18 protein-coding genes are annotated in these 19,129 nt (G+C 51.7%); 3 read left to right on the plus strand and 15 right to left on the minus strand.

Annotated features, from left to right (window positions below; translation table 11 throughout):
- Nucleotide 1 precedes the first annotated feature (1 nt).
- Both JRI95_01370 and JRI95_01375 read left to right on the plus strand, forming a co-directional pair.
- The gene (locus JRI95_01370) at nt 2-916 is read left to right on the plus strand and encodes a branched-chain amino acid ABC transporter permease (GenBank protein ID MBW2060192.1); all 915 of its coding nucleotides are present in this window, start codon (nt 2-4) and stop codon (nt 914-916) included.
- Nucleotides 916-1,884, plus strand: a complete 969-nt coding sequence (locus JRI95_01375; GenBank protein ID MBW2060193.1) for a branched-chain amino acid ABC transporter permease — start codon at nt 916-918, stop codon at nt 1,882-1,884. Before JRI95_01370 ends, JRI95_01375 begins: the two co-directional genes overlap by 1 nt.
- 85 nt (nt 1,885-1,969) lie before the next feature.
- On the opposite strand, the gene JRI95_01380 is transcribed toward JRI95_01375, so the two are convergent.
- The 15 genes from JRI95_01380 to JRI95_01450 form a co-directional block, all read right to left on the minus strand.
- Nucleotides 1,970-3,175, minus strand: coding sequence for an ABC transporter substrate-binding protein (locus JRI95_01380; protein ID MBW2060194.1), 1,206 nt, complete (start codon nt 3,173-3,175; stop codon nt 1,970-1,972).
- A gap of 533 nt (nt 3,176-3,708) precedes the next feature.
- A complete protein-coding gene (locus tag JRI95_01385) occupies nt 3,709-5,325 on the minus strand; it encodes a xylulose kinase (protein ID MBW2060195.1) in 1,617 nt (538 codons plus the stop codon).
- 135 nt (nt 5,326-5,460) lie between these two features.
- Nucleotides 5,461-6,159, minus strand: a complete 699-nt coding sequence (locus tag JRI95_01390; GenBank protein MBW2060196.1) for an epoxyqueuosine reductase — start codon at nt 6,157-6,159, stop codon at nt 5,461-5,463.
- A gap of 112 nt (nt 6,160-6,271) precedes the next feature.
- A complete protein-coding gene (locus tag JRI95_01395) occupies nt 6,272-6,754 on the minus strand; it encodes a PocR ligand-binding domain-containing protein (protein ID MBW2060197.1) in 483 nt (160 codons plus the stop codon).
- Nucleotides 6,755-6,890: 136 nt separating this feature from the next.
- Nucleotides 6,891-7,469, minus strand: coding sequence for an NUDIX hydrolase (locus tag JRI95_01400; protein MBW2060198.1), 579 nt, complete (start codon nt 7,467-7,469; stop codon nt 6,891-6,893).
- A gap of 93 nt (nt 7,470-7,562) precedes the next feature.
- Entirely contained in the window at nt 7,563-8,159 is a 597-nt protein-coding gene (locus JRI95_01405; protein ID MBW2060199.1) for a YihA family ribosome biogenesis GTP-binding protein, read from the minus strand.
- Nucleotides 8,160-8,163: 4 nt separating this feature from the next.
- Nucleotides 8,164-9,330: a pyridoxal phosphate-dependent aminotransferase gene (locus tag JRI95_01410; protein ID MBW2060200.1), complete on the minus strand. Its 1,167-nt coding sequence runs from the start codon at nt 9,328-9,330 to the stop codon at nt 8,164-8,166.
- Between the two features lie 8 nt (nt 9,331-9,338).
- Nucleotides 9,339-10,118 (minus strand): tetratricopeptide repeat protein, encoded by a 780-nt coding sequence (locus JRI95_01415; protein ID MBW2060201.1) that lies wholly within the window; start codon nt 10,116-10,118, stop codon nt 9,339-9,341.
- 7 nt (nt 10,119-10,125) lie between these two features.
- Complete coding sequence (locus JRI95_01420; protein ID MBW2060202.1) at nt 10,126-11,004, minus strand: ATP phosphoribosyltransferase; 879 nt, start codon at nt 11,002-11,004, stop codon at nt 10,126-10,128.
- Nucleotides 11,001-11,375: a phosphoribosyl-AMP cyclohydrolase gene (gene hisI / locus JRI95_01425; protein ID MBW2060203.1), complete on the minus strand. Its 375-nt coding sequence runs from the start codon at nt 11,373-11,375 to the stop codon at nt 11,001-11,003. Before hisI ends, JRI95_01420 begins: the two co-directional genes overlap by 4 nt.
- A 125-nt stretch (nt 11,376-11,500) precedes the next feature.
- Nucleotides 11,501-12,523 (minus strand): 23S rRNA (adenine(2503)-C(2))-methyltransferase RlmN, encoded by a 1,023-nt coding sequence (rlmN, locus tag JRI95_01430; GenBank protein MBW2060204.1) that lies wholly within the window; start codon nt 12,521-12,523, stop codon nt 11,501-11,503.
- Nucleotides 12,524-12,527: 4 nt separating this feature from the next.
- Nucleotides 12,528-13,181, minus strand: a complete 654-nt coding sequence (locus JRI95_01435; GenBank protein ID MBW2060205.1) for a thymidylate synthase — start codon at nt 13,179-13,181, stop codon at nt 12,528-12,530.
- A gap of 14 nt (nt 13,182-13,195) precedes the next feature.
- A complete protein-coding gene (locus tag JRI95_01440) occupies nt 13,196-15,526 on the minus strand; it encodes a hypothetical protein (protein ID MBW2060206.1) in 2,331 nt (776 codons plus the stop codon).
- Between the two features lie 165 nt (nt 15,527-15,691).
- Nucleotides 15,692-16,966, minus strand: coding sequence for a phosphopyruvate hydratase (eno, locus tag JRI95_01445; protein ID MBW2060207.1), 1,275 nt, complete (start codon nt 16,964-16,966; stop codon nt 15,692-15,694).
- Nucleotides 16,967-17,195: 229 nt separating this feature from the next.
- Nucleotides 17,196-17,717, minus strand: coding sequence for a YfcE family phosphodiesterase (locus JRI95_01450; GenBank protein ID MBW2060208.1), 522 nt, complete (start codon nt 17,715-17,717; stop codon nt 17,196-17,198).
- A gap of 542 nt (nt 17,718-18,259) precedes the next feature.
- Between JRI95_01450 and JRI95_01455 the strand changes: the two genes are divergently transcribed.
- Nucleotides 18,260-19,126, plus strand: coding sequence for a MoxR family ATPase (locus tag JRI95_01455; GenBank protein MBW2060209.1), 867 nt, complete (start codon nt 18,260-18,262; stop codon nt 19,124-19,126).
- Nucleotides 19,127-19,129: the final 3 nt, after the last annotated feature.

Consider the following 19,129-nt stretch of genomic DNA (forward strand, 5'->3'; position numbering starts at 1 on the left):
GATGCTGGAGTTAATTGTCTATGGGATTGTGTTGGGCAGCATCATCGCCCTGGGGGCCATAGGTCTTACTTTGATTTATGGTATCTTAGGGTTCGCCAACTTTGCTCATGGAGAGCTCATGACTGCCGGGGCCTATGTGACGCTCTTTCTGGTCACCGGTCCTTTTTTGTGGCTAGGAGTGCCTGACAGTAGCTTTGGGTCGCTCTCCTTTGGATGGCGCACGACTCTGGCCTTTCCATTTGCCATGATCGTGATTGCTGCCTTGGCCATTCTTATGGACCGTGTTCTGTTTCAAAAGCTTCGCCGTAAAGCGAGTGGGGCCGTGATGCTGGCTATGTCCGCCTTGGGCGCGTCTTTCATCATTCGCATGACCGTGATCATCATCTGGGGGGCAGATTTCCGGTTTTATAAACCCGGCCTCATGCGTCCGGCTCTGCTTTTGCCTGGCGGAATAAAGATCAGGCCGGATCAAATCCTTATTCTGGGTGTGGTTGTCCTGCTGGTAACCGTGCTGCACCTGTTTTTACAAAAAACCAAAATGGGTAAGGCCATGCGGGCCACGTCCGACAACATGGAACTGGCTCGAGTTTCCGGTATTGACACCGAAAGGATCATCATTTGGACCTGGGGAATCGGTGGAGCCTTGGCCGCCGCCGGAGGCATTCTCTACGGAATTGACGTTCAGGTCCATCCCGGGATGGGGTGGAACTTCATCCTGCCTCTTTTCGCAGCTGCCATACTGGGCACCATCGGCAACATATACGGCGCCTTAGTGGGGGGACTGGTTATCGGTGTCATGCAGCAGGTCTCCACGGCTTTTCTCCTTCCGACCTACAAGCCAGCCGTGGCCTTCATTATCATGATAGTCATCCTATTGATTCGACCTCAAGGCATATTCGGAGGGAGCCGGAAGTAATGGAAATCGGCGGGATCGTCGCTTATTTAATCTCTTTTGCCATTATGGCCGGCATTTACGCCATTTTTTCCCTGGGCTTAAACATCCAGTGGGGATACACCGGCCTGTTTAACATCGGTATCGCCGGATTTTTCTGCATCGGAGCCTACACCTCGGCCCTTCTAACCACACCCAAGCCCACCGGGATATACGCCCATTATGTTAAGCAGATCTTTGGCTTGGACCTCCCGTTTGTAATGGGACTGGCAGGAGCGGCCCTGGTTTGCGGCCTGGTGGCCTTTCTTATCGGTGTGTCTACACTAAAGCTGCGAGAAGATTATCTCGCTATCGCCACGATTGGTATCGCTGAAACCTTTCGGCTGATCTTCAACAACGAGCACTGGCTGGCCAATGGGCCGCGAGGATTGATGGGGCTGCCGCAGCCCCTGGCAGGACTGGTGGACCCTAGATACTACAACTACATCTACCTTGTTATCGTGATAATCGTAATGGTTCTTGTTTACCTGGCCATAGAACGCGCCATCCGATCTCCCTGGGGGCGTGTCCTGAGGGCGATTCGTGAGGACGAAATCTCCGCATCCATGAGCGGAAAGAGTATCTATAACTTCAAGATGCAGTCCTTTATTTTCGGGTCCATGGTCATGGGCATTGGCGGGGCGCTCTATGCCCATTACACCATGAGTATTTCTCCAGACGTTTTTACTCCTCTGTACGGCACCTTTATCATCTGGGTTATGCTCATGGCCGGAGGAAGCGGCAATAATAAGGGCGCTATTCTGGGCGCTTACGTCGTGTGGGGAATCTGGATCGGAACCAAGTTCCTCACCGATTTCCTTCCTTTCGCCCTCAAGGCCAGGGGGCCCTATTTCCGGTTTCTTTTGATCGGAATTCTCCTGGAAATTATCCTGATCCGCAGGCCACAGGGCCTTTTGGGAGAAGAAAAAAAGGTTTCCAAAATGCTGGATTGATGGAGAGGCATGAATGGAACGATGAAGGGGGCCTTTTATAAAAAGCCCCCTTTTTGTTACCCAAGATATTTAATTATTCACCTTATTATTCCATGCGAACGCTTACAATTTGGCCTCCCGAAAACTTCCAGACTTCAATAGGCGTAACCACATCACCGTTCTTATCGAAATCAACGGCTCCAGCCGCGCCTTCGTAATTGATGGCCTTGCCTTGTTTCAGTAAGCTGAAGGCCTTTTTGAATTCACCGGGCAGGATAATCTCTCCAGGCGGGTTAGCGACCATACGCATCTGATCCCGGATGTTTTTCGAGGTTAAGGGCAGGCCCTTGACCTTGGCCGCATAAGCCGCCAGACCGATAGTGCTCATGCCATCGTAGGCATTAGTGATGAAAGGCAAAGGCGGTAGTCTGCCAAATTCCTTCTTAAAAGCGGTGTTAAAGGCATCAAGAGCTTTACCGCCAACAGTGCCTGGCGCCGTGCCTATCAAACCCTCCACGTTCTTGGGCCCGAGAGCCTTGATGATCACCTCTGATTTCGTGCCATCGCAGAAGTAGAAGTTCTTGTAATTGAAAAACTCGATGGCCTCCTTAAGATAAATCTTGGCGTGCTCGGGGTAACTAAAGGCCGCCAGCGCCCCAGGCTTTCCGGCCAGAGCCTTTTTTAACTCCGCGGTGTATGATTCAGCCGCTTTTTCATCATGAGGCACCATGGCCAGGACCTTGCCTCCATTCTTTTCATAGGCCTTTTTAAACCATTCTGCCAGTCCCTGCCCGTAAGGATTGTTCACGTACAGAACGGATATGGTTTTGTACCGGCCAGCCGCCACCTTGCCGGAGACGACTCCCTGCAGGGAATCAGAGGGGCAGGTTCGAAACAGGAAATCTTTTCCCTGGTCCGCGGGCAGCACGGTGAGCAAGGGTGATGTGGACGCGGGTGAGATCATGATGACACCCTTGGGGCAGATTACAGACGAGGCCACAGGCATCGTCACACCACTGGACAGGGCCCCGATGATAGCCACGACCTTATTAATTTCCACCAGCTTTCTGGCGGCGTTAGTCGCGGGAATAGCCGAGGTCTCACTGTCCTCGTGGATAAGCTTGATCTTTAAACCAGCCGCGGTTAACTGTTTCGCGGCTAAAATGGCTCCGTTCCCAATATTGGGGCCATACTCCTTCAAGGGACCTGTAATGGCCAAAAGAGTCCCGACCTTGATTTCTTGACCCAGAGTTACCGAAGCACTGGTGATGCAAAATACAAACATGAGCGCAAATATAACAACTCTTTTCATAATTAATTCCCCCTTCTTTCAAGACATATCTTTAATGTGCTACTTGACCTCCTATGAACCGAATAAAACCATCACCTCCTTTTTCTTATAAGCTTAGGATCGGACATCAAAGGCACGATCATCGAGATGCGATAAACAAGATTTGAGGACCGAATATGTAATAGGTAAAAGGCCATCTGACCCTGTCACCCCCAAAGTTATTTTTCAGGATCTTTTGGTGATATGGAAAGAAAATCAAGATATCAGATAAAAAACAAACTCCTCCATCTCTATGTGCTTCCTGATTTAAAAAGACACATCTCTTTCATTATGATAACTCATTGTTATTACAATAAAATTAGACTGTTAAGACAGTAAAAAAAACCAGAGCCTGTCATCTGCACAGAGAAAACATACAGCACATGAACGTGTTTTACAAGTGAAAAAATTAAATGATGAAAACGGGGTGCAGGTATCAGGCTGAAAAGAATGAGGCGGCCTGCTGTTGTCAGCCTGAGCAGTTTGTGGCCGCGCTGCCGCCTCAAGGCTGAGAATCATAATGATGTAATTCGTTTTTCTTCCGCTTCTCTGAATCGTTTTATATATCCATCAGGACCGTGATATGCGGCAACATCTTCCGGCCGGGGGTTAACCGGTTTTTTTTTCTTTAGTATTTCGCTGGTGAGCGATTCGATGTCCACCGGCTCCTGTCTGCATTGAAAAAAGGCATAGGCCCCGGCAACGGCCGCACCCAGTGCTGCCCCGCCTTTTTCCACCGGCACGGCCGGTCTGTTCCATATGGCTGCCGCTCTTCTCATTATTTCACGGCTGCCAGCGGCCCCGCCCGAAACATATAAAGGCTCCCCGGTTTCTCTGGTGAAATTTTTCGAATGGAAATAAACGGCGGTCAAGGAGGAGTCAATAATGCCGCTGTAATCAGCTTTGAAGCCGGGTTCTTGGTAATCAATCCTGGTTTGTCCAAGCTGGCTTGAACAGGGGAAAGATTCGTTTTCCGGCTGCCAAAAAAAGAGATAACTGCCAGGAGCCGATTTTCGCAAGACTTCTTCCGCAGGTTTATATACCTCTTTTTTCATTCCATAATCAGCTCGAATTCTGTCCCAGACCATGGCGCCGTTGGTTCTGCATCCAAACATAAAAGGTCTAGCGACGCCATCGTACATGGCGTTGGCAAAACCGTTCATATCCAGGGTTTTCCCGTCCGTGGCCACCATGTTGACCAGGCTTGTGCCCAGGCTCAGTAAATTCCCTTTGACTAAGACCTTTGTCTGCGGATTGTCGCCCGATCCCGCCGCTATCTGGCAGTTAGGGTTTAGGCCGTATTTTTTCACGAAATACCTTGCAATTGTTCCGACCATGCCTTCAGGAGCCACCAGGCCGGGCAGTTTTGCCTTGAGCGCCTTTCCTCCCCCAGGGAGGCCATAAGCGGTCGCCTTGACCAAATCCCTGGACCAGACTTTTCTCCTGTAGTTCATGAGCGACATGCCGCTGGCGTTTCCAAAATCTATGGGAACATCTGAGTTGCCAGTGAAAAGCGCGGTGATTAAAGAACTAATCAATTGAACTTTATAGGTGGCTCGGTAGGCCCCGGGAAATTCTTCTCCCACTCTCCTGACCACCGCACCGGTGAACCTCAAGGGTGCGTTCGAGCCTGACAGGAGGATCATCCTTTCCTGCCCGCCTAGGAAATCCCTGACAAAATTCGCCTGGTCAACGGTGTTGGAAGTCCTCCAAATAGGGGCCGTTCCATAGGCTAATGCCCCGGTCATCAGGGAAGTGAGATCTTTGATCTCGTCAGGAGCTTCTTTATTTAGACTCGAAAAAATATCCGGCGCATTGCGGTTCAGGTAAACATGACCGTGCTGCTGGCTGGAGTTATTAATGACAAGGATATCAGAGATTCTTGGTCCTTCTGCCTTCAAGTCGGAAAGCATCAGGTCAAGCGATTTAAAGAATAATTCAGGCGGCTGATCTGCTTCACCTGGAACCCTGGGCGGAACAATAAAGTCATTCCTGATACCAAGTCCTCTCAATCTTTCATCCTTTATGTAATCCAAGGTATGAGAAAAAACCTCTTCCCTGGCGTCAATATCCAACAGCTTGGCTGTCAAGCTCTGCGTGCTAAAATCCAACCCCAGTGATAATCTCGCCATTTTCAAGCCTCCCGCAGGCTGAGGCGCCATCTTGATCTATATCTGCTCCTCTTGGCCATGGCCATGAATTCTGGCGCAATGCCTGTTAAGCGCGCCTGGAAAGATACTTCATGAGGAAGCCCTTGCCTCTGATGATTAGGGTATTGGACAAGCCAGTTCGCAGGCCCTGCAATATTTGACGATTTCGCCCGGTGAATCATTTTGCATCGTTTTTGGAGGAGCCGACTTATTGGCTTCATTTTCGGTCATCTGTATCTGACAGAGGGCCCGGCTGTATGAACCGGGAGCAAAGGCTTTCTGAGGACAAGCCTGCCTGCAAGGCATATCGCAGGCAGCGCACGGCGTAAAATCCAGCGGCCCGGCGGGGGTCAATTCCGCGTCCAGTAACATGGCTCTCAAGCGAACGCGGGTACCAAACTCAGGGGTGATGAGCAGGTTATTCCGGCCGATGACTCCCAGACCCGCGAGCACCGCGGCATCCTTAAGAGGCATACCGCCCTTTTCGATATGATAAGGCAGAGAAGAAGCCTTTATTTTGAACTTTTCACTCAACCACGGTTGCAGAATTTCCATGGTGCTTTGCAGGCTGCGGTTGCCTCTAGTCCCTCCTTTTTCCCCGTCCCACCAGTCAAGTTCCGGACGAGCCTCCTCATGCAGCAGGGCCAGTACGAGAACCGATTTCGCTTCCTCAGGCCAGTTAGCCTCACCCCGCGTCTGGTAGTAAGGTGACTTCAGCAAGGAGGCGATGCTTGTTAACCCGGCTAAAGAGGCTCCGGATGATTTGGCCTTGTCAATAATCAAACTGCTCAGGTTTGTTTGCGTGCGGGAAGCCATGGGAAACCTCCTGAATGGTCAACCGGATTTGGTTTGAAGGGAAACGAAAGGGTGGTTATTGTCCTCATTAATAGCTCAAAGGAAGCAAACTGGCCTAGATCGCTACGAGGGGTCAAGATTTTTCATCAATCCACGCCTCGATTTTTACGACGGCCTGCTTGACTTTATCCAGATCAGCGCCCTGAACTGTTTCAATCAATCCCTCGGCCTTGTCCTCCTCGATGCCGAGTTGCTTAGCTACATAAAAGCTGTCTATTGATTCTTCCGGGTGCCCGGTCCCGCAGCCTGTGAAAGCCCCAACCAGCCCCTCGTCTGCAAAAATAGGCACCACGAACCTTAAAAGACCAAGCTCACAAAAATCAATGAGAGATTCTTTCGTTTTTTCCACCTCCTTGAGCATCCTCTGGCTCGTCAGGGAACAGATGAATTTGAGGGAGTCCTCCTTGTCCCTGATCAATGCGCAGAGAGGATTATGAGTGCCTCCATTCAGTAGTATTGTCCCCTGCGGATCAACGTAACTGGTGGTCATCTTGAGTTCTTCTGAGACCTCATCTAGCAGGGCCTGAATTTCCTCGTTTGAACGCCATAGATTCATCTCTGACGCTTGCTCCTTTTCATTGAAATACTATTCTTTTCTTACAGAACGGCTAGCAAATTCATGGGATCAAGTCAAGAGGAAATTTCGTAAACCTCGATTCAGCTAGCCCACCCGAGGACGCGGTGCGCAGGATTTAGTGGGTTGAGGCATAGGTCATGAAGTAGTGATAAAAGGCGGCAATAACCAGGGCGTGGGTAATATCACCCTGGGCGATCATCCTGGGAATCTGATCCAGGTTGACCTTAACCAGTTCGAGGTCCTCAGTTCCATCCAGCTTGGTTGGAGCGCCCGGAGCCGCCGGAATGACGTCTTGAGCGAGAAAGGTGTAGCAATAGTTGTCAAATAAGGCCGGATTAGGTTCGACTCGCCCTAAAGGAATGATGGCTGAACCTTGGTAACCCGTCTCTTCGATTAATTCTCTGGCGCCGGCTTCTGCGGGCGTCTCCCCCGGGTCAACCATGCCGCCCGGTATCTCGAGGGACATCATCCTGGTCCCATGTCTGAATTGTCGGACCAGAAGAATTTGCCTGTCTTTAGTCAGGGGAATGATATTGACCCAGTCTCCGGCCTCGAGCAGGTAAAAGTCGTGTTCCCGGCCGGTTACGGGTGAGGTGAACGTCTCTGTTTTCAAGGTAAAGATGGGGTTTTCAGATACGATCCGTGAGCGGGTACTGACCCAAGGGCGAGGTTTGGTGCTATTTCTGGTAGACATTTAATTTACTTTCTCTTGTCGCTGATCAGACATTTCATGGGACCGGGGCCACTCTTAAGCCTCATCCATAGCCTCATCCATCCCAAAATGGCCTTAGCCGAATCCGAAGAGTTCAAGTAGTTGGCTCCATATTTCCTCTTTACCTTCACCGGTTTTGGCGGAAAAAATCAGCGGTAGGTTTGTCAGGTTCAGCTCGCGTTGAACTGCCGCGGCTCGAGCCGGTCTTTTGCCACGGCTGAGCTTGTCCGCTTTGGTCAACACCACCAGCGGCGGCACACCACGATCCTTTAGCCAGGCTAAAAGATTGTGCTCTTCGACCTGCGGTTCCCGGCGGATGTCCAGGATCAAGACAAGGGTTCTTAAATCCCGGTCAGAAAGGAGGTATCCTTCCACCATGGGCCGCCAGCTGGCCTGGACGGTCCTCGGAACCCGCGCAAAGCCATAGCCGGGCAGGTCCACGAAATATATTTCATTGTTTATATCGAAAAAGTTGACGGTCTGAGTTCGACCCGGGGTGCGGCTGGTTCGGGCCAGACTTTTCCGAGCTAGAAGGCTGTTAATCAGGGATGACTTACCCACATTTGATCGGCCGGCAAAGGCTGCTTCAGGCTGGCCTGGAGCTGGAAACTGACCCGGCCTCACGGCGCTGATGAGGAACCTGGCCTCGCGGATGGGATAAGAAGGCGGCATGGCTTTAAAGATTGTCTGCACAAGGGCGACCCTCGAGGTATTCCCCCAGTCGGTGAAGTCCTTCAGCGATGTTCTCAATGGAATTAGCATATGAGAAGCGGAGATATCCTTCAGCATTGGTCCCGAAATCAATGCCCGGGCAAACGCCCACATGGGCTCTCTCCAGAATATCAAAGGCCAAGGCATAGGAGTCAGGGTTCAGGTGACGGGCGTTGACCAGGATATAAAAAGCCCCGGTTGGTTCGACTTTGATTTTAAATCCCAGGTCGCGGAGACCCTGAATGAGGAAGCAGCGTCTTTCATCATAAATAGTCCGCATGCGATCTACGTCCGGCCCGGCTTCTTTCAGGGCGGCCAGACCGGCCCATTGGGAAATGGCGCTCGCTGAAATAAAGAAGTTTTGCTGGATCTTCTGCATGGGGCGAATGAATTCCGCTGGAGCTATAATATATCCCAGACGCCAGCCGGTCATGGCGTAGAGTTTGGAAAAGCCGTTAAGGACCACGGCGTGGTCCGTGAATTCGAGGATGGAATGCTCCTGTTCCTGGCCATAGACCAGACCGTGGTAGATTTCATCGGATACGACCAAGGGGGACATCTCGGCGATTTTGCGTATCCGGTTCGGAGAAAGCAGCTGCCCGGTCGGGTTGGCCGGTGAGTTAATAAAGACGGCCCTGGTTTTGGGAGAGAGCCGTTCCTTAATGGTGTCGGGCCGGTATTGAAAGCCGTCCTCTTCGTCCACCCTGACGAAGACAGGCTTGCTGCCAAAGAAGCGGACAAAATTGGGATAACAGGCATAGTGCGGGTCGGAAATGATAACTTCATCGTCTGCCTCAAGTAGCGTGGCAAAGAGCATGAACATGGCCGGTGAGGTGCCAGAGGTAATGATAATGTTATCTGCGGAGACATTGACACCGTATCGGTTAAAATAATGTTCAGCCACGGCCTCTCTTAGTTCTAGGAGGCCCAGGCTGTGCGTGTAGTGAGTTTTGCCTTCAGTCATGGCCTTACGGCCTGCCTCCAGGATGCACTCCGGGGTGTCAAAGTCGGGTTCACCTATTTCGAGATGGATAATGTTGATCCCGGCCCGTTCCATCTCCTGGGCCTTCTCCATGACATCCATAACGATAAAGGGCGGAATGTCTCTGGCTCGGCAGGTGATCGTGTCCATAATTAAAGCTAATCAGGAAGCTCATTCAGCCTCTGTTGGGCTGATTCGCTCAGGGTGGTATTTGGGGCGATTTTGATGACCTGGCTCAAGGCTTGCCGGGCCTTTTTGCGCTGACCCATCTCCAGGTAAGCCTCAGCCATCTTAAAGTAGGCGATAGCATAATTCGGCGCATACTCGGTCGCCTTTTCAAAGGCCTTGGCAGCCTCTTGATAATTCCCCATAACCATATAGGCTCGGCCGAGGTTGTTGTGCGCGATACTGTAACTCGGGGCAGTTTCAATAGACTTCTTGAAAGCAGCTACGGCCTGGCCGTAAAGGCTCTGTTCAAAGTAAACCAGGCCGATGTTATTGTGAGCAAAGTGCGGGGTGGCATACAAAATGTCAGACAATGCCTGGTTGAATTCAGCCAGGGCTTCAGGATACCGCCTCATGGCCAGATAGACCGTTCCCAGGTTATTGTGAGCGTCAGAAAAATCTTTTCTAAGGGCCAGAGCCTGTTCAAGGTGGGCCACCGCCGCCGGGTATCGCTTCTTGGCCATAAAAGCCAGACCCAGGTGGTTCTGAACATCCGCGTTTTTAGGATTATATTTTTCGGCCATGAGCAGTTCCTTGAGGGCCGGCGTCGTGAGTCCTCTCCTCAAATGCGCGGCTCCCAGACTAAGGTGGGCTCTGGCCTTGGCCGGGTTCTTTTTAATTGGCGCGCCTTCGCCTGTGAGTTCAGGGGAAGAGGCACAGCCGGAACAGAATAAGACCAGCGTCAACGCAATAATGATTCTTTTTACAATCATGGCCTGATTAAATTACCTTGTTGAGCGAGTATTCAATGATACCTTCTGCTCCCCGTTTGATCAACTCGGGGATGAGTTCCCGGACCTTGGCTTGAGATACGATTGACTCTACAGATAACCAGTCGGTTTGATGAAGATGGGCCACCGTGGGCGCGGTAAGGCTCGGTAAAATTTCAACGACTTTTTCGATGTTCTTCTGTTGAACGTTCATCTTCAGGCCGACGAGCCTTTCCGCCCTGAGCGCCCCTTTCAGCAAGGTAGCCATCTCCTGAACTTTATTCTTCTTCCAGTCATCCTCCCAGGCTTGCAGATTCATGATGAGCTGGGTGTTGGTTTCCAGGAGCTCGTGGATGACGTTCAGGCCGTGAGCGCGAAGGGTGCTGCCTGTTTCAGTTACCTCAACCACCGCATCAGCCAACCCGGAAACGACCTTGGCCTCAGTAGCGCCCCACGAGAATTGGACCTTCACATGGATGTTTCGCTCCTTGAAGTAACGCTCTGTGAAATTGACCAGTTCGGTTGCAATTTTTTTGCCTTCCAGGTCCTTGAGCTCCTTGATGTCCGAATCGGAAGGCACGGCCAGAACCCATCGGGCCGGCCGGTCGCTCGACTTGGAGTAAACCAGATCGGTGACGACCTTGACCTTGCTGTCGTTTTCCAGGATCCAGTCCAGGCCGGTCAGCCCCGCGTCCAGCGTTCCCTGTTCAACATATTGAGACATCTCCTGGGCTCGGCAGATGGTGCAGACGATCTCATCGTCATCAATCTCCGGGAAATAATTACGGCTGTTGATCTTGATCTTCCAGCCGGATTTTGCAAACAGAGCTATGGTTGCCTTTTCCAGGCTGCCTTTGGGAATTCCCAGCTTGAGTACTTTGTCGCTCACTTGCCGTAAACCTCCTGAGGGTCGAATATTGGCTGGCCTTCCTTCTGAAAGACTCGACCTGACCAGCGATAATGGAAACAGCTGCGATATCCGGTATGGCAGGCAGCGCCTCCGATCTGGTCAACCTTGACCAGAATGGCGTCGCCGTCGCAGTCGAGGCGGAGTTCCTTCAATATTTGAACGTGGCCGGAAGTTGCGCCCTTGTGCCATAATTCCCGGCGAGATCTGCTCCAGTAATGAACCTCCCCGGTCTCGATCGTCTTTTTCAGTGCTTCTTTATTCATGTACGCCACCATCAGGACCTCCCCGGTTGCGGCGTCCTGAGCAATGGTCGGGATGAGGCCTCCGCTTTTTTCAAAGTCAGGCTTTATTGCTTCTTTTTCTTCCCCTGCCAATTATTGATCCTCCAGTGAAGTACCAGGTTCAAGTATTGAATTAATCCTAAGTGACGGTGAATTGTCAAGATGAATAATCGCCAGGAGTTTTTTCTTTAATTTCAAGACCCGACCAGCTGCCCGCAGGCGGCGGAGATATCCTGCCCCTTGCTCCGGCGGATAATCGCGATGTAGTGCTTTGCGATCAGAGCCTTCTGGAAAGCCATGATCCTGTCCTCAGGCGGGGCTTCAAATTCAGCGCCCGGATATGGATTAAAAGGAATGAGGTTCACCTTGCATCGAAGTCCGCTCATAAACCTGGTTAGCTGCCGGGCGTGCTGCTCCGAGTCATTCACTCCTGAAAGCAAAACATAAGCGATGGTAATCATGCGTCGTGAAGGAAGGGGGAAGGCTGCCAGCGCCTGGTGAAGTTCATCCAGAGGATAACGCCGATTCACGGGCATAAGAAAATCGCGGGTCTTATCATCAGCAGCGTTAAGAGAAACGGTCAGACTCACGGTCACTTCACTAGCCAGGCGTTTCAGCTCCGGGACAAGACCGACCGTAGAAAGGCTCACACGCCTTTTAAAAAGGTTCATCAGACCGGGTTCAGTCATAACCTTGATGGCCCGGACGACATTCTCGCGATTGGCCAGCGGCTCGCCCATACCCATAAAGACGATATTTTTCAATTTCTTATTATTCGGAAGGCTCTCCCGTACGCCGAGAATCTGGTTGACGATCTCCGCCTGGGTCAGATTACGCCTGAGCCCCAGCATGGCAGTGTGGCAAAAACGGCAGCCCATGGCGCAGCCAACCTGGGTGGACAGGCAAAGGGTCAAATAATCCCGCTCCGGAATAAGGACACTCTCTACCCTGGCCCCGTCGTCCAGTTCCCACAGAAATTTTCGGACGCCATCCTCAGATTGCTCTATTTTTAAACACCTGGCGCGGCTGATGCGGGCCGTTTTACTGATCCGGGCACGTAAATCCCTGGATAGATCGGTCATGGCCTCAAAGTCATGAACTCCGACGTTGAAAAGCCATTTCCTGATCTGACGGGCTCGAAAGGGCTTTTCACCCAGGGCGGCGGTAAATTTTTCCAGCCCCTCAAGATTCATCTCTTTCAGATCCTTCATGATCATGGCTTCAGTCACGGCCTGTCCTGAGTTTAGCCAGTTCCCAGACGTAATCGTAAAGGTGAAGGCCCTTGGAAGAGGCGATTATTTCGCCGTCTGTCACACCAATCTCACCGGCCATGTACTCCTTGAGGAGTTGAAGTCCCCCCAGGTTGGCTGGAAAGCCGTTCCATAAATCCCAGGAGCGGAAGTAGACCATGAAATGGAGCTTGCCATAACGGATACGGGTATCAACGCCACGCAAGCAGGGTGGGTCAGTCGAGGTGATCATCTCTGGCCCCCCCACGGCCATGTAGGCCTGGTTGGTCTCATGGCCATCTTCACGATACATGCGGATGACCTTTTCGATCTGGGGTTCGAGATATTCGCCATAGGTGTATTCCTCACCCGGACTCTTAACTGAAGTCATGAGATAGGGAAGGTACTCCTCCAGATAGCCGTCGGCCACAGGATTAGGGATGCCCAGAGCCGGTGGAATATCCGGCAGCAGGGGCCTGGTGCTCGGGTATTTGATCCTGACTGTAACATAATCAAACTCCAGCCTTTTCTGGCCGGTATAACTTCCACGGTCAATAGTGTACTCGTAACCCTTATCCAGAATGGCATACACACACTGAAACCAGGCATCGGGCAGATCACGGGCTTCGATATAGCAAATCTGCAACTCATGTCTGTCAGTCATTCTATTCCTTTCAGTCCCTCCCACAGGGCTCGCTCCAACGTCAGTCCCTCCAAGGCACTGGCCGCGCCCTGGGATAGATGCCAAACCGATCCGAAGGCAATATGGGTCAAACGGGCTTCGGCCTCGGGGCTGGCGATTCGACTCAAGGCCTGAAAACAGGTTTTGAGCATCAGGTCAGAAGCGTCCGGATGGTTGATAATTTCTATCAGTAGAGGCACGGCCCCGGCGTATTTGGCCTGGCCGAAAAAGTCAGCCGCCTCCCGGAACATGGCCTGATTCCCGGTAAGATCATTAATTTTGTGTTGAACTGTTTCAAGAATCCGGCTCCACATGCCTTTTCCATTAAGCCTGGTCAAGGCTTCCAGGGCGGCGCGCCGGATGAAGTGGGCCTCTCTGGGCTGCGGCCACTTACGCGACCAGAGCTCAAAGATCGCTTCTTCTGAAGCCTGGTCTCCGAGACGGCCAAGCGATCGGATCACTTCGGCCACCAGGTCGGCCTGGCCCGAACCCAGTTTATTTTCGGACAACATCCGAGCCAGAAAGGCGCGAAAGGCCGCCGGAACTTGCGGTTCCTGTCTGAAATTCCCGAGAGCCCGGACGACCAGGATTGGATCCGGGCCGGTTTTTTCACTCACTTTTTTTTGCGGCACCGGATGAAGGGGAATCCTCTCCAGTTTTTCCGGTGAAAGCTTGTGAGGCGGAAGCCTGGATTCTTTAACTGAAGTTTTAAAGGCGGTCAGCAGAATGGGGAGAGCCTTGGTCAGGTTCAGGGCTCCGGCCAGGCGAACTATTTCAGGCCCCAGATTCCCTTGCTCGAGTTCATGCAGGATTATGGAAGCGGCCCAGGTATCGTCAGTGGACAGGGCCTTGAAAAACAAGTCCTGACTTATGGCCCTCTCTTTCATGGCCTTTGAACCTTGAAGCGCGATCAGGAGAGTGGCAGCTTCCAGTTTTTCTTCCGAAGAACCGTGTTTCAGGTTTTTTACCAAGGTATCTATTTCCTGGTTGATGAATTCCTCATTGTCCAATGTTTCTAAGGCCCGGGAGAGAAGGAGAACGATGCCTTTTTTTTCATTTATTGCCGTTTCAGGCGAATGCAGGCGAAACCGAAGGATTTGATTTGCGGTATAATTCTGCCCCAGGCGGCCCAGGAGGGCCATGGTGTGCTCCATGAGAGTGGTTTCCGCCTCGCTCAAGGCCGCGTCCATTTTTTTGAGGTTTAGTTCACCAGATAGAGCCAGAAGGATCCAACAGGCCTGATCGAGGAGTTTGACACGAGCCGCTTCTGATTCCAGCCAGGCCGGGTCCACATCATAAGCCCCAAGGGAACGCATTTTCTGTAACTGAGTCACATGAACCGGAGGCAGATAGGCCTCATGCTCTGCATGGTAAGCCTTTTCAATTTTCTTCAGAAGGGGGGAGGAAGAAGCTATGGCCTTAATTTCCGCTCCAGTCAGGCTGGGAAGAACGATTTCCGTATTCAGGTCCATGAGCAGCCCGGCCTTCACCTCCGGCTTAATCCGCACTTCACTGAAGACACGATCCAGCCAGGCCAGCTTGACGTACTTCGGCAGGTACCCCAGCTCCGGGTCCTGGCAAATTTGAAAAAAAATTCTTTCTGTCAGCCGAGGTAAAGCAGCACGCCCAAGGCTTTGGCCGTCTTGGTGAGATCGGGAGAAGCCCTTATAGAGGTCGCGATCAGACACGGCGGATTCTTTCTCCTCGACCTCATAAGTTTTGCTGAAAATGAGGCCGCCGCCTTTGAGACTGAGGATGTTAAGCTCAATCTCAAGGGTGTAGCTGATCTCACCGGCAGGGATCAGCCAGCCGCCGAGATCGAAATGGCCGTGGCTGATAAGGGTGCCCAAGGCGGAAAACGGAAGGAAAGCCGCGTCCAGCAAGGCGCGTGGCGCCATAAAAGAACTCCTGGCCGTTTTCTTTATATCCAGCCTTTTTATCTCCAGACCCAAAGCCAGGTCCGTGTCCAGTCCGCGCAGAGGAAAGGCTGACCACTTGAAGCCCGACTGTTCTGGCAGCGGCCCGGTGTAAGTCCTGATGGCAGAAAAAAGGCTCTGGCGTAAAAAGATCTTTTTACCCGGAGCAGTTATTTCCTCGGCCGGAATGATGATGGTGGCCCGGTTCTCCAGGTCAGGAAACTCATCATCGCCCGGATACTTTCTCGAATCCAGAACCGGCAGGAGGGTGACCTCCAGACCGGTGCGCTGGTAAGCGGCCGTTTCCAGCAGAGAAGGGGGCCTGACCTGTCTCGAAGCACAGGCAGGAAGCAGCATCATGACTGGAAGTATGATGACAAGGAGTCTTTTCAATTGAGACCGCCCTTCCCCAAAAAAATGATGAGATTTGAACCTGATTATACCTGTCTTTCTGTGCGGGAACAAGGTTGGTGACGAGGACGCCGTTCTTTCATCAAACATGGGCGAGGATAATCCCCGCCCATTGAAGTATTAACCAGTTATCTGATTTCAGGCCGTTTAAAACGGTCGGCTCAGCAAGGCGGCTGCGCCCAATTCCTCTTCAATCCTGAGAAGACGGTTGTATTTGGCAATACGCTCCGACCGGCTGAGAGAACCGGTCTTGATCTGGCCTGTGCCCGCAGCCACGGCCAGATCGGCAATAAAGGTGTCCTCGGTCTCGCCGGAGCGATGGGAGACCACGGCCGTGAAACCGGCTTGATGGGCCATCTCGACCGCCTGAAGCGTTTCAGTCACCGTCCCGATCTGATTGAGTTTGATCAGAATTGAATTAGCAGCCTTTTCTTTAATCCCCCGGCTCAGCCGCCTGGTGTTGGTGACAAAAAGGTCGTCCCCGACTATTTGAATCTTTTGGCCCAGCTTTTTATTCATGGCGCTCCATCCGTCCCAGTCGTCTTCGTCCAGACCGTCCTCAATGGAGCGAATGGGGTATTTTTCAGTCCATATTTTATAAAGCTCGATCATGCGTGCCGAGCTTCGGGCTGAACCGTCTGATTTGTGAAAGACGTACTTCTTTCTTCTTTTATTGTAAAAGGAACTGGCCGCTGCATCGAGGCAAAGAACCACATCCTTGCCCACTTCGTATCCAGCGGCCTTGATGGCCTTGAGAATGACCTCGATCGCCTCATCGTTGGACTTGAGATCCGGGGCAAAACCACCCTCATCGCCCACGGCCGTGGATAATCCCCCCTTGTCCAGAACCTTTTTCAAGGCGTGGAAGACCTCCGCTCCAGCCCGCAGCGCCTGGGCAAAGGTATCCCCCACCAGAGGCATGATCATGAACTCCTGGATATCCACATTATTGCCCGCATGCTCTCCACCGTTTAAGATGTTCATCATCGGCCGAGGCAGTTCACGGGCGCTGGTTCCGCCCAGGTACCGGTATAGCGGCAGAACACATGCCTCAGCCGCGGCCCGGGCCACGGCCATGGAGACACCGAGGATGGCATTGGCGCCTAAGGACTCCTTGTTCTCGGTGCCATCCAGCTCGATCATGGTCTGGTCAATCAGGGCTTGATTCAGGCCGTCCATGCCAAGGAGCTTGGGTGAAATAACTTTGTCAACATTACTGACCGCCTTGAGCACGCCTTTGCCTTTGTATCTTTTTTTGTTCTTGTCCCTTAATTCCAGAGCTTCATGGATACCGGTGGAAGCCCCTGAAGGCACCGCGGCCCGTCCGAAAGAGCCATCCTCCAGCCAGACATCCACTTCTACGGTGGGGTTGCCTCGAGAATCCAAAATCTCCCGCGCCTTGATTTCAACAATGGCTAGCATGTCGGCCTCCTTAACAATGTGAAGTATTTTTCTAAATAATTAAACAACCGCCTGTCAGATTAAAGTTATAATAAACCAAACTGGTTTGACAATCGAAATCTTATGATGCCTGGGATTGCCTATTTTCCAGGAGAGGCAGAGAGATGCTGCCGGCCGCCCGCTTTGTCTAAATCAACAGTGTTCCTGGACAGTCATGCCCGCCAGAGCAGGACCCCATCTTGGCCTAATTTCATCTCTCCATTAAAACGCGGTCATCCTCAAATGCCCGGATTTGAATCTGGCAAGGGGTTGTTTCCGTGTCAATCAAGGCATAGGAAGGCGGAGCGCCCTTTTTGTCTGCGGTCTTTAGATGGCCGGGGTTGACCCAGAGTATACCTGCCCGTTCTTCGATGACCGGTAAGTGGCTGTGGCCGAACAGGACGAGGTCCGGTTTTTTTTCTCGAGCCAGTTCCGCCGGGTCCCCGTCTTCGGGGCGGTCGTTCTTGTGGGGCGCATCAGCGTGGGTCAGGAGAATCTTGAGGCCGCCCAGCTCGGAGAAGAGGCGATTGGGAATGTCCGGGTCCTGATAATAGTCGCTGAAGACTCCGGGTACCCGTAAGACTTCCAGGCCTGCCTCTGAAAGGACGTCCGCGTCATCATAATCGTCCCCCAGGTGAATGACATGTTTGATTCCAATGTTGCAAAGATGTTCGGCCAGTCGGCGGACATTATCCGTTTCCCCGTGACTATCGCTAATTACAGCAAATTTCATGATTCCCTCCTGTGCGAGGCTGTCTATTTATCATCTAATATCATGGCCTGGGTCCGGCCTGGGCCAGGGAGGCTAAAGCCGGATTTTGCCAGACATCTCCATTCTTACTGGGCGCGGGAAGTTCTCCCTTTTTTTAGTTGATCGCGGCCAGAGTTCAGCCAGAGGTAAGGGCCAGTTCCTCTCCATTGGCCGCAGCCTGCAGGCGCATTCCAGATTATTTTGCACCCAGGGACTTTATTTTTAAACAAAAAACGACTTAAAGGAAAATATATCAAAGCAGACAGATTATGCATCCTTTTTTTTAAAGAGAGTTTTTACGAAAAGTTCCAGAGCTTCTCTTGGTACTCAACAAATTTGATGATCAATTTTTTGTGTCTTTCGGAAAAGGCGGGTTGAGAGAGGTCTAGCCTCCGAAAACCTAATGGCAAAGCTGCTTATGACCTCAAACGATAAAAAAACTTGACAGACATGGATATTAAGATAACTTAGAGAGACTAACATTCGGGGGTTTTAAATCCACCCTGTGTATAAGGAGCGTCTAGATGGGAAATAACGATGGCAGAAAAATCTTTACTGGTGCGAGTAAATATGTCCTTGATACTGAACTGGCCAAGATCGTCAACATCTCCATGGCCCTGGAGATGCCTCTTCTGCTCAAAGGTGAGCCGGGCACGGGCAAGACGACCCTGGCCCACGCCATTGCCGAGGCCTTGAACATGCCTCTCATTGTGCTCAACGTTAAGTCTAATATGAAGCTCGTGGATGCACTTTATCTATACGATACCCTGACCAGACTTAATGACAGCCGGTTCGGTGACACGGACCGGGACGTGAGCAACATCGAGGAGTATATCCGTATGGGTAAGATCGGCCAGTCCTTTGTGAACGATGAGCGCGTGGTACTGCTCATAGATGAGATTGATAAAGCGGATTCCGATTTTCAGGATGACATGCTGGATATCCTGGATCAGATGGAGTTTGACATCATCGAAATTGACAAGACCATGAACGCCAAATTTCGGCCGGTCATCATCATCACCTCCAACGCCAAGAAGGACCTTTCCGATCCGTTTCTGGGGCGGTGTAATTTTCATCATATTGCCTTCCCCTCACCGGAATTAATGCGGGAGATAATAGACGTCCACTTCCCGGACGTGGACCAGAAACTGGAAACCGCAGCCATCCAGACATTTTACCGGCTGCGTGAGATTGAAGGGGTTGAAAAAAAACCGGCCACGCGGGAACTGATTAACTGGATTCGAGCTTTGGAGGCAGATCCGGATTTTGACATCAAAGAAATAGATAAGGTTCCTTACCTGGGTGTGCTTTATAAAAAGAGCCAGGACTACCAGATCGCTGAATATCAGATTCGGGGAGAGCGCGTCCGGAGAGTGGGCCGGTTGCGGTAAGTT

The sequence above is a fragment of the Deltaproteobacteria bacterium genome, from assembly GCA_019308995.1.
GTDB lineage: Bacteria > Desulfobacterota > Desulfarculia > Adiutricales > JAFDHD01 > JAFDHD01.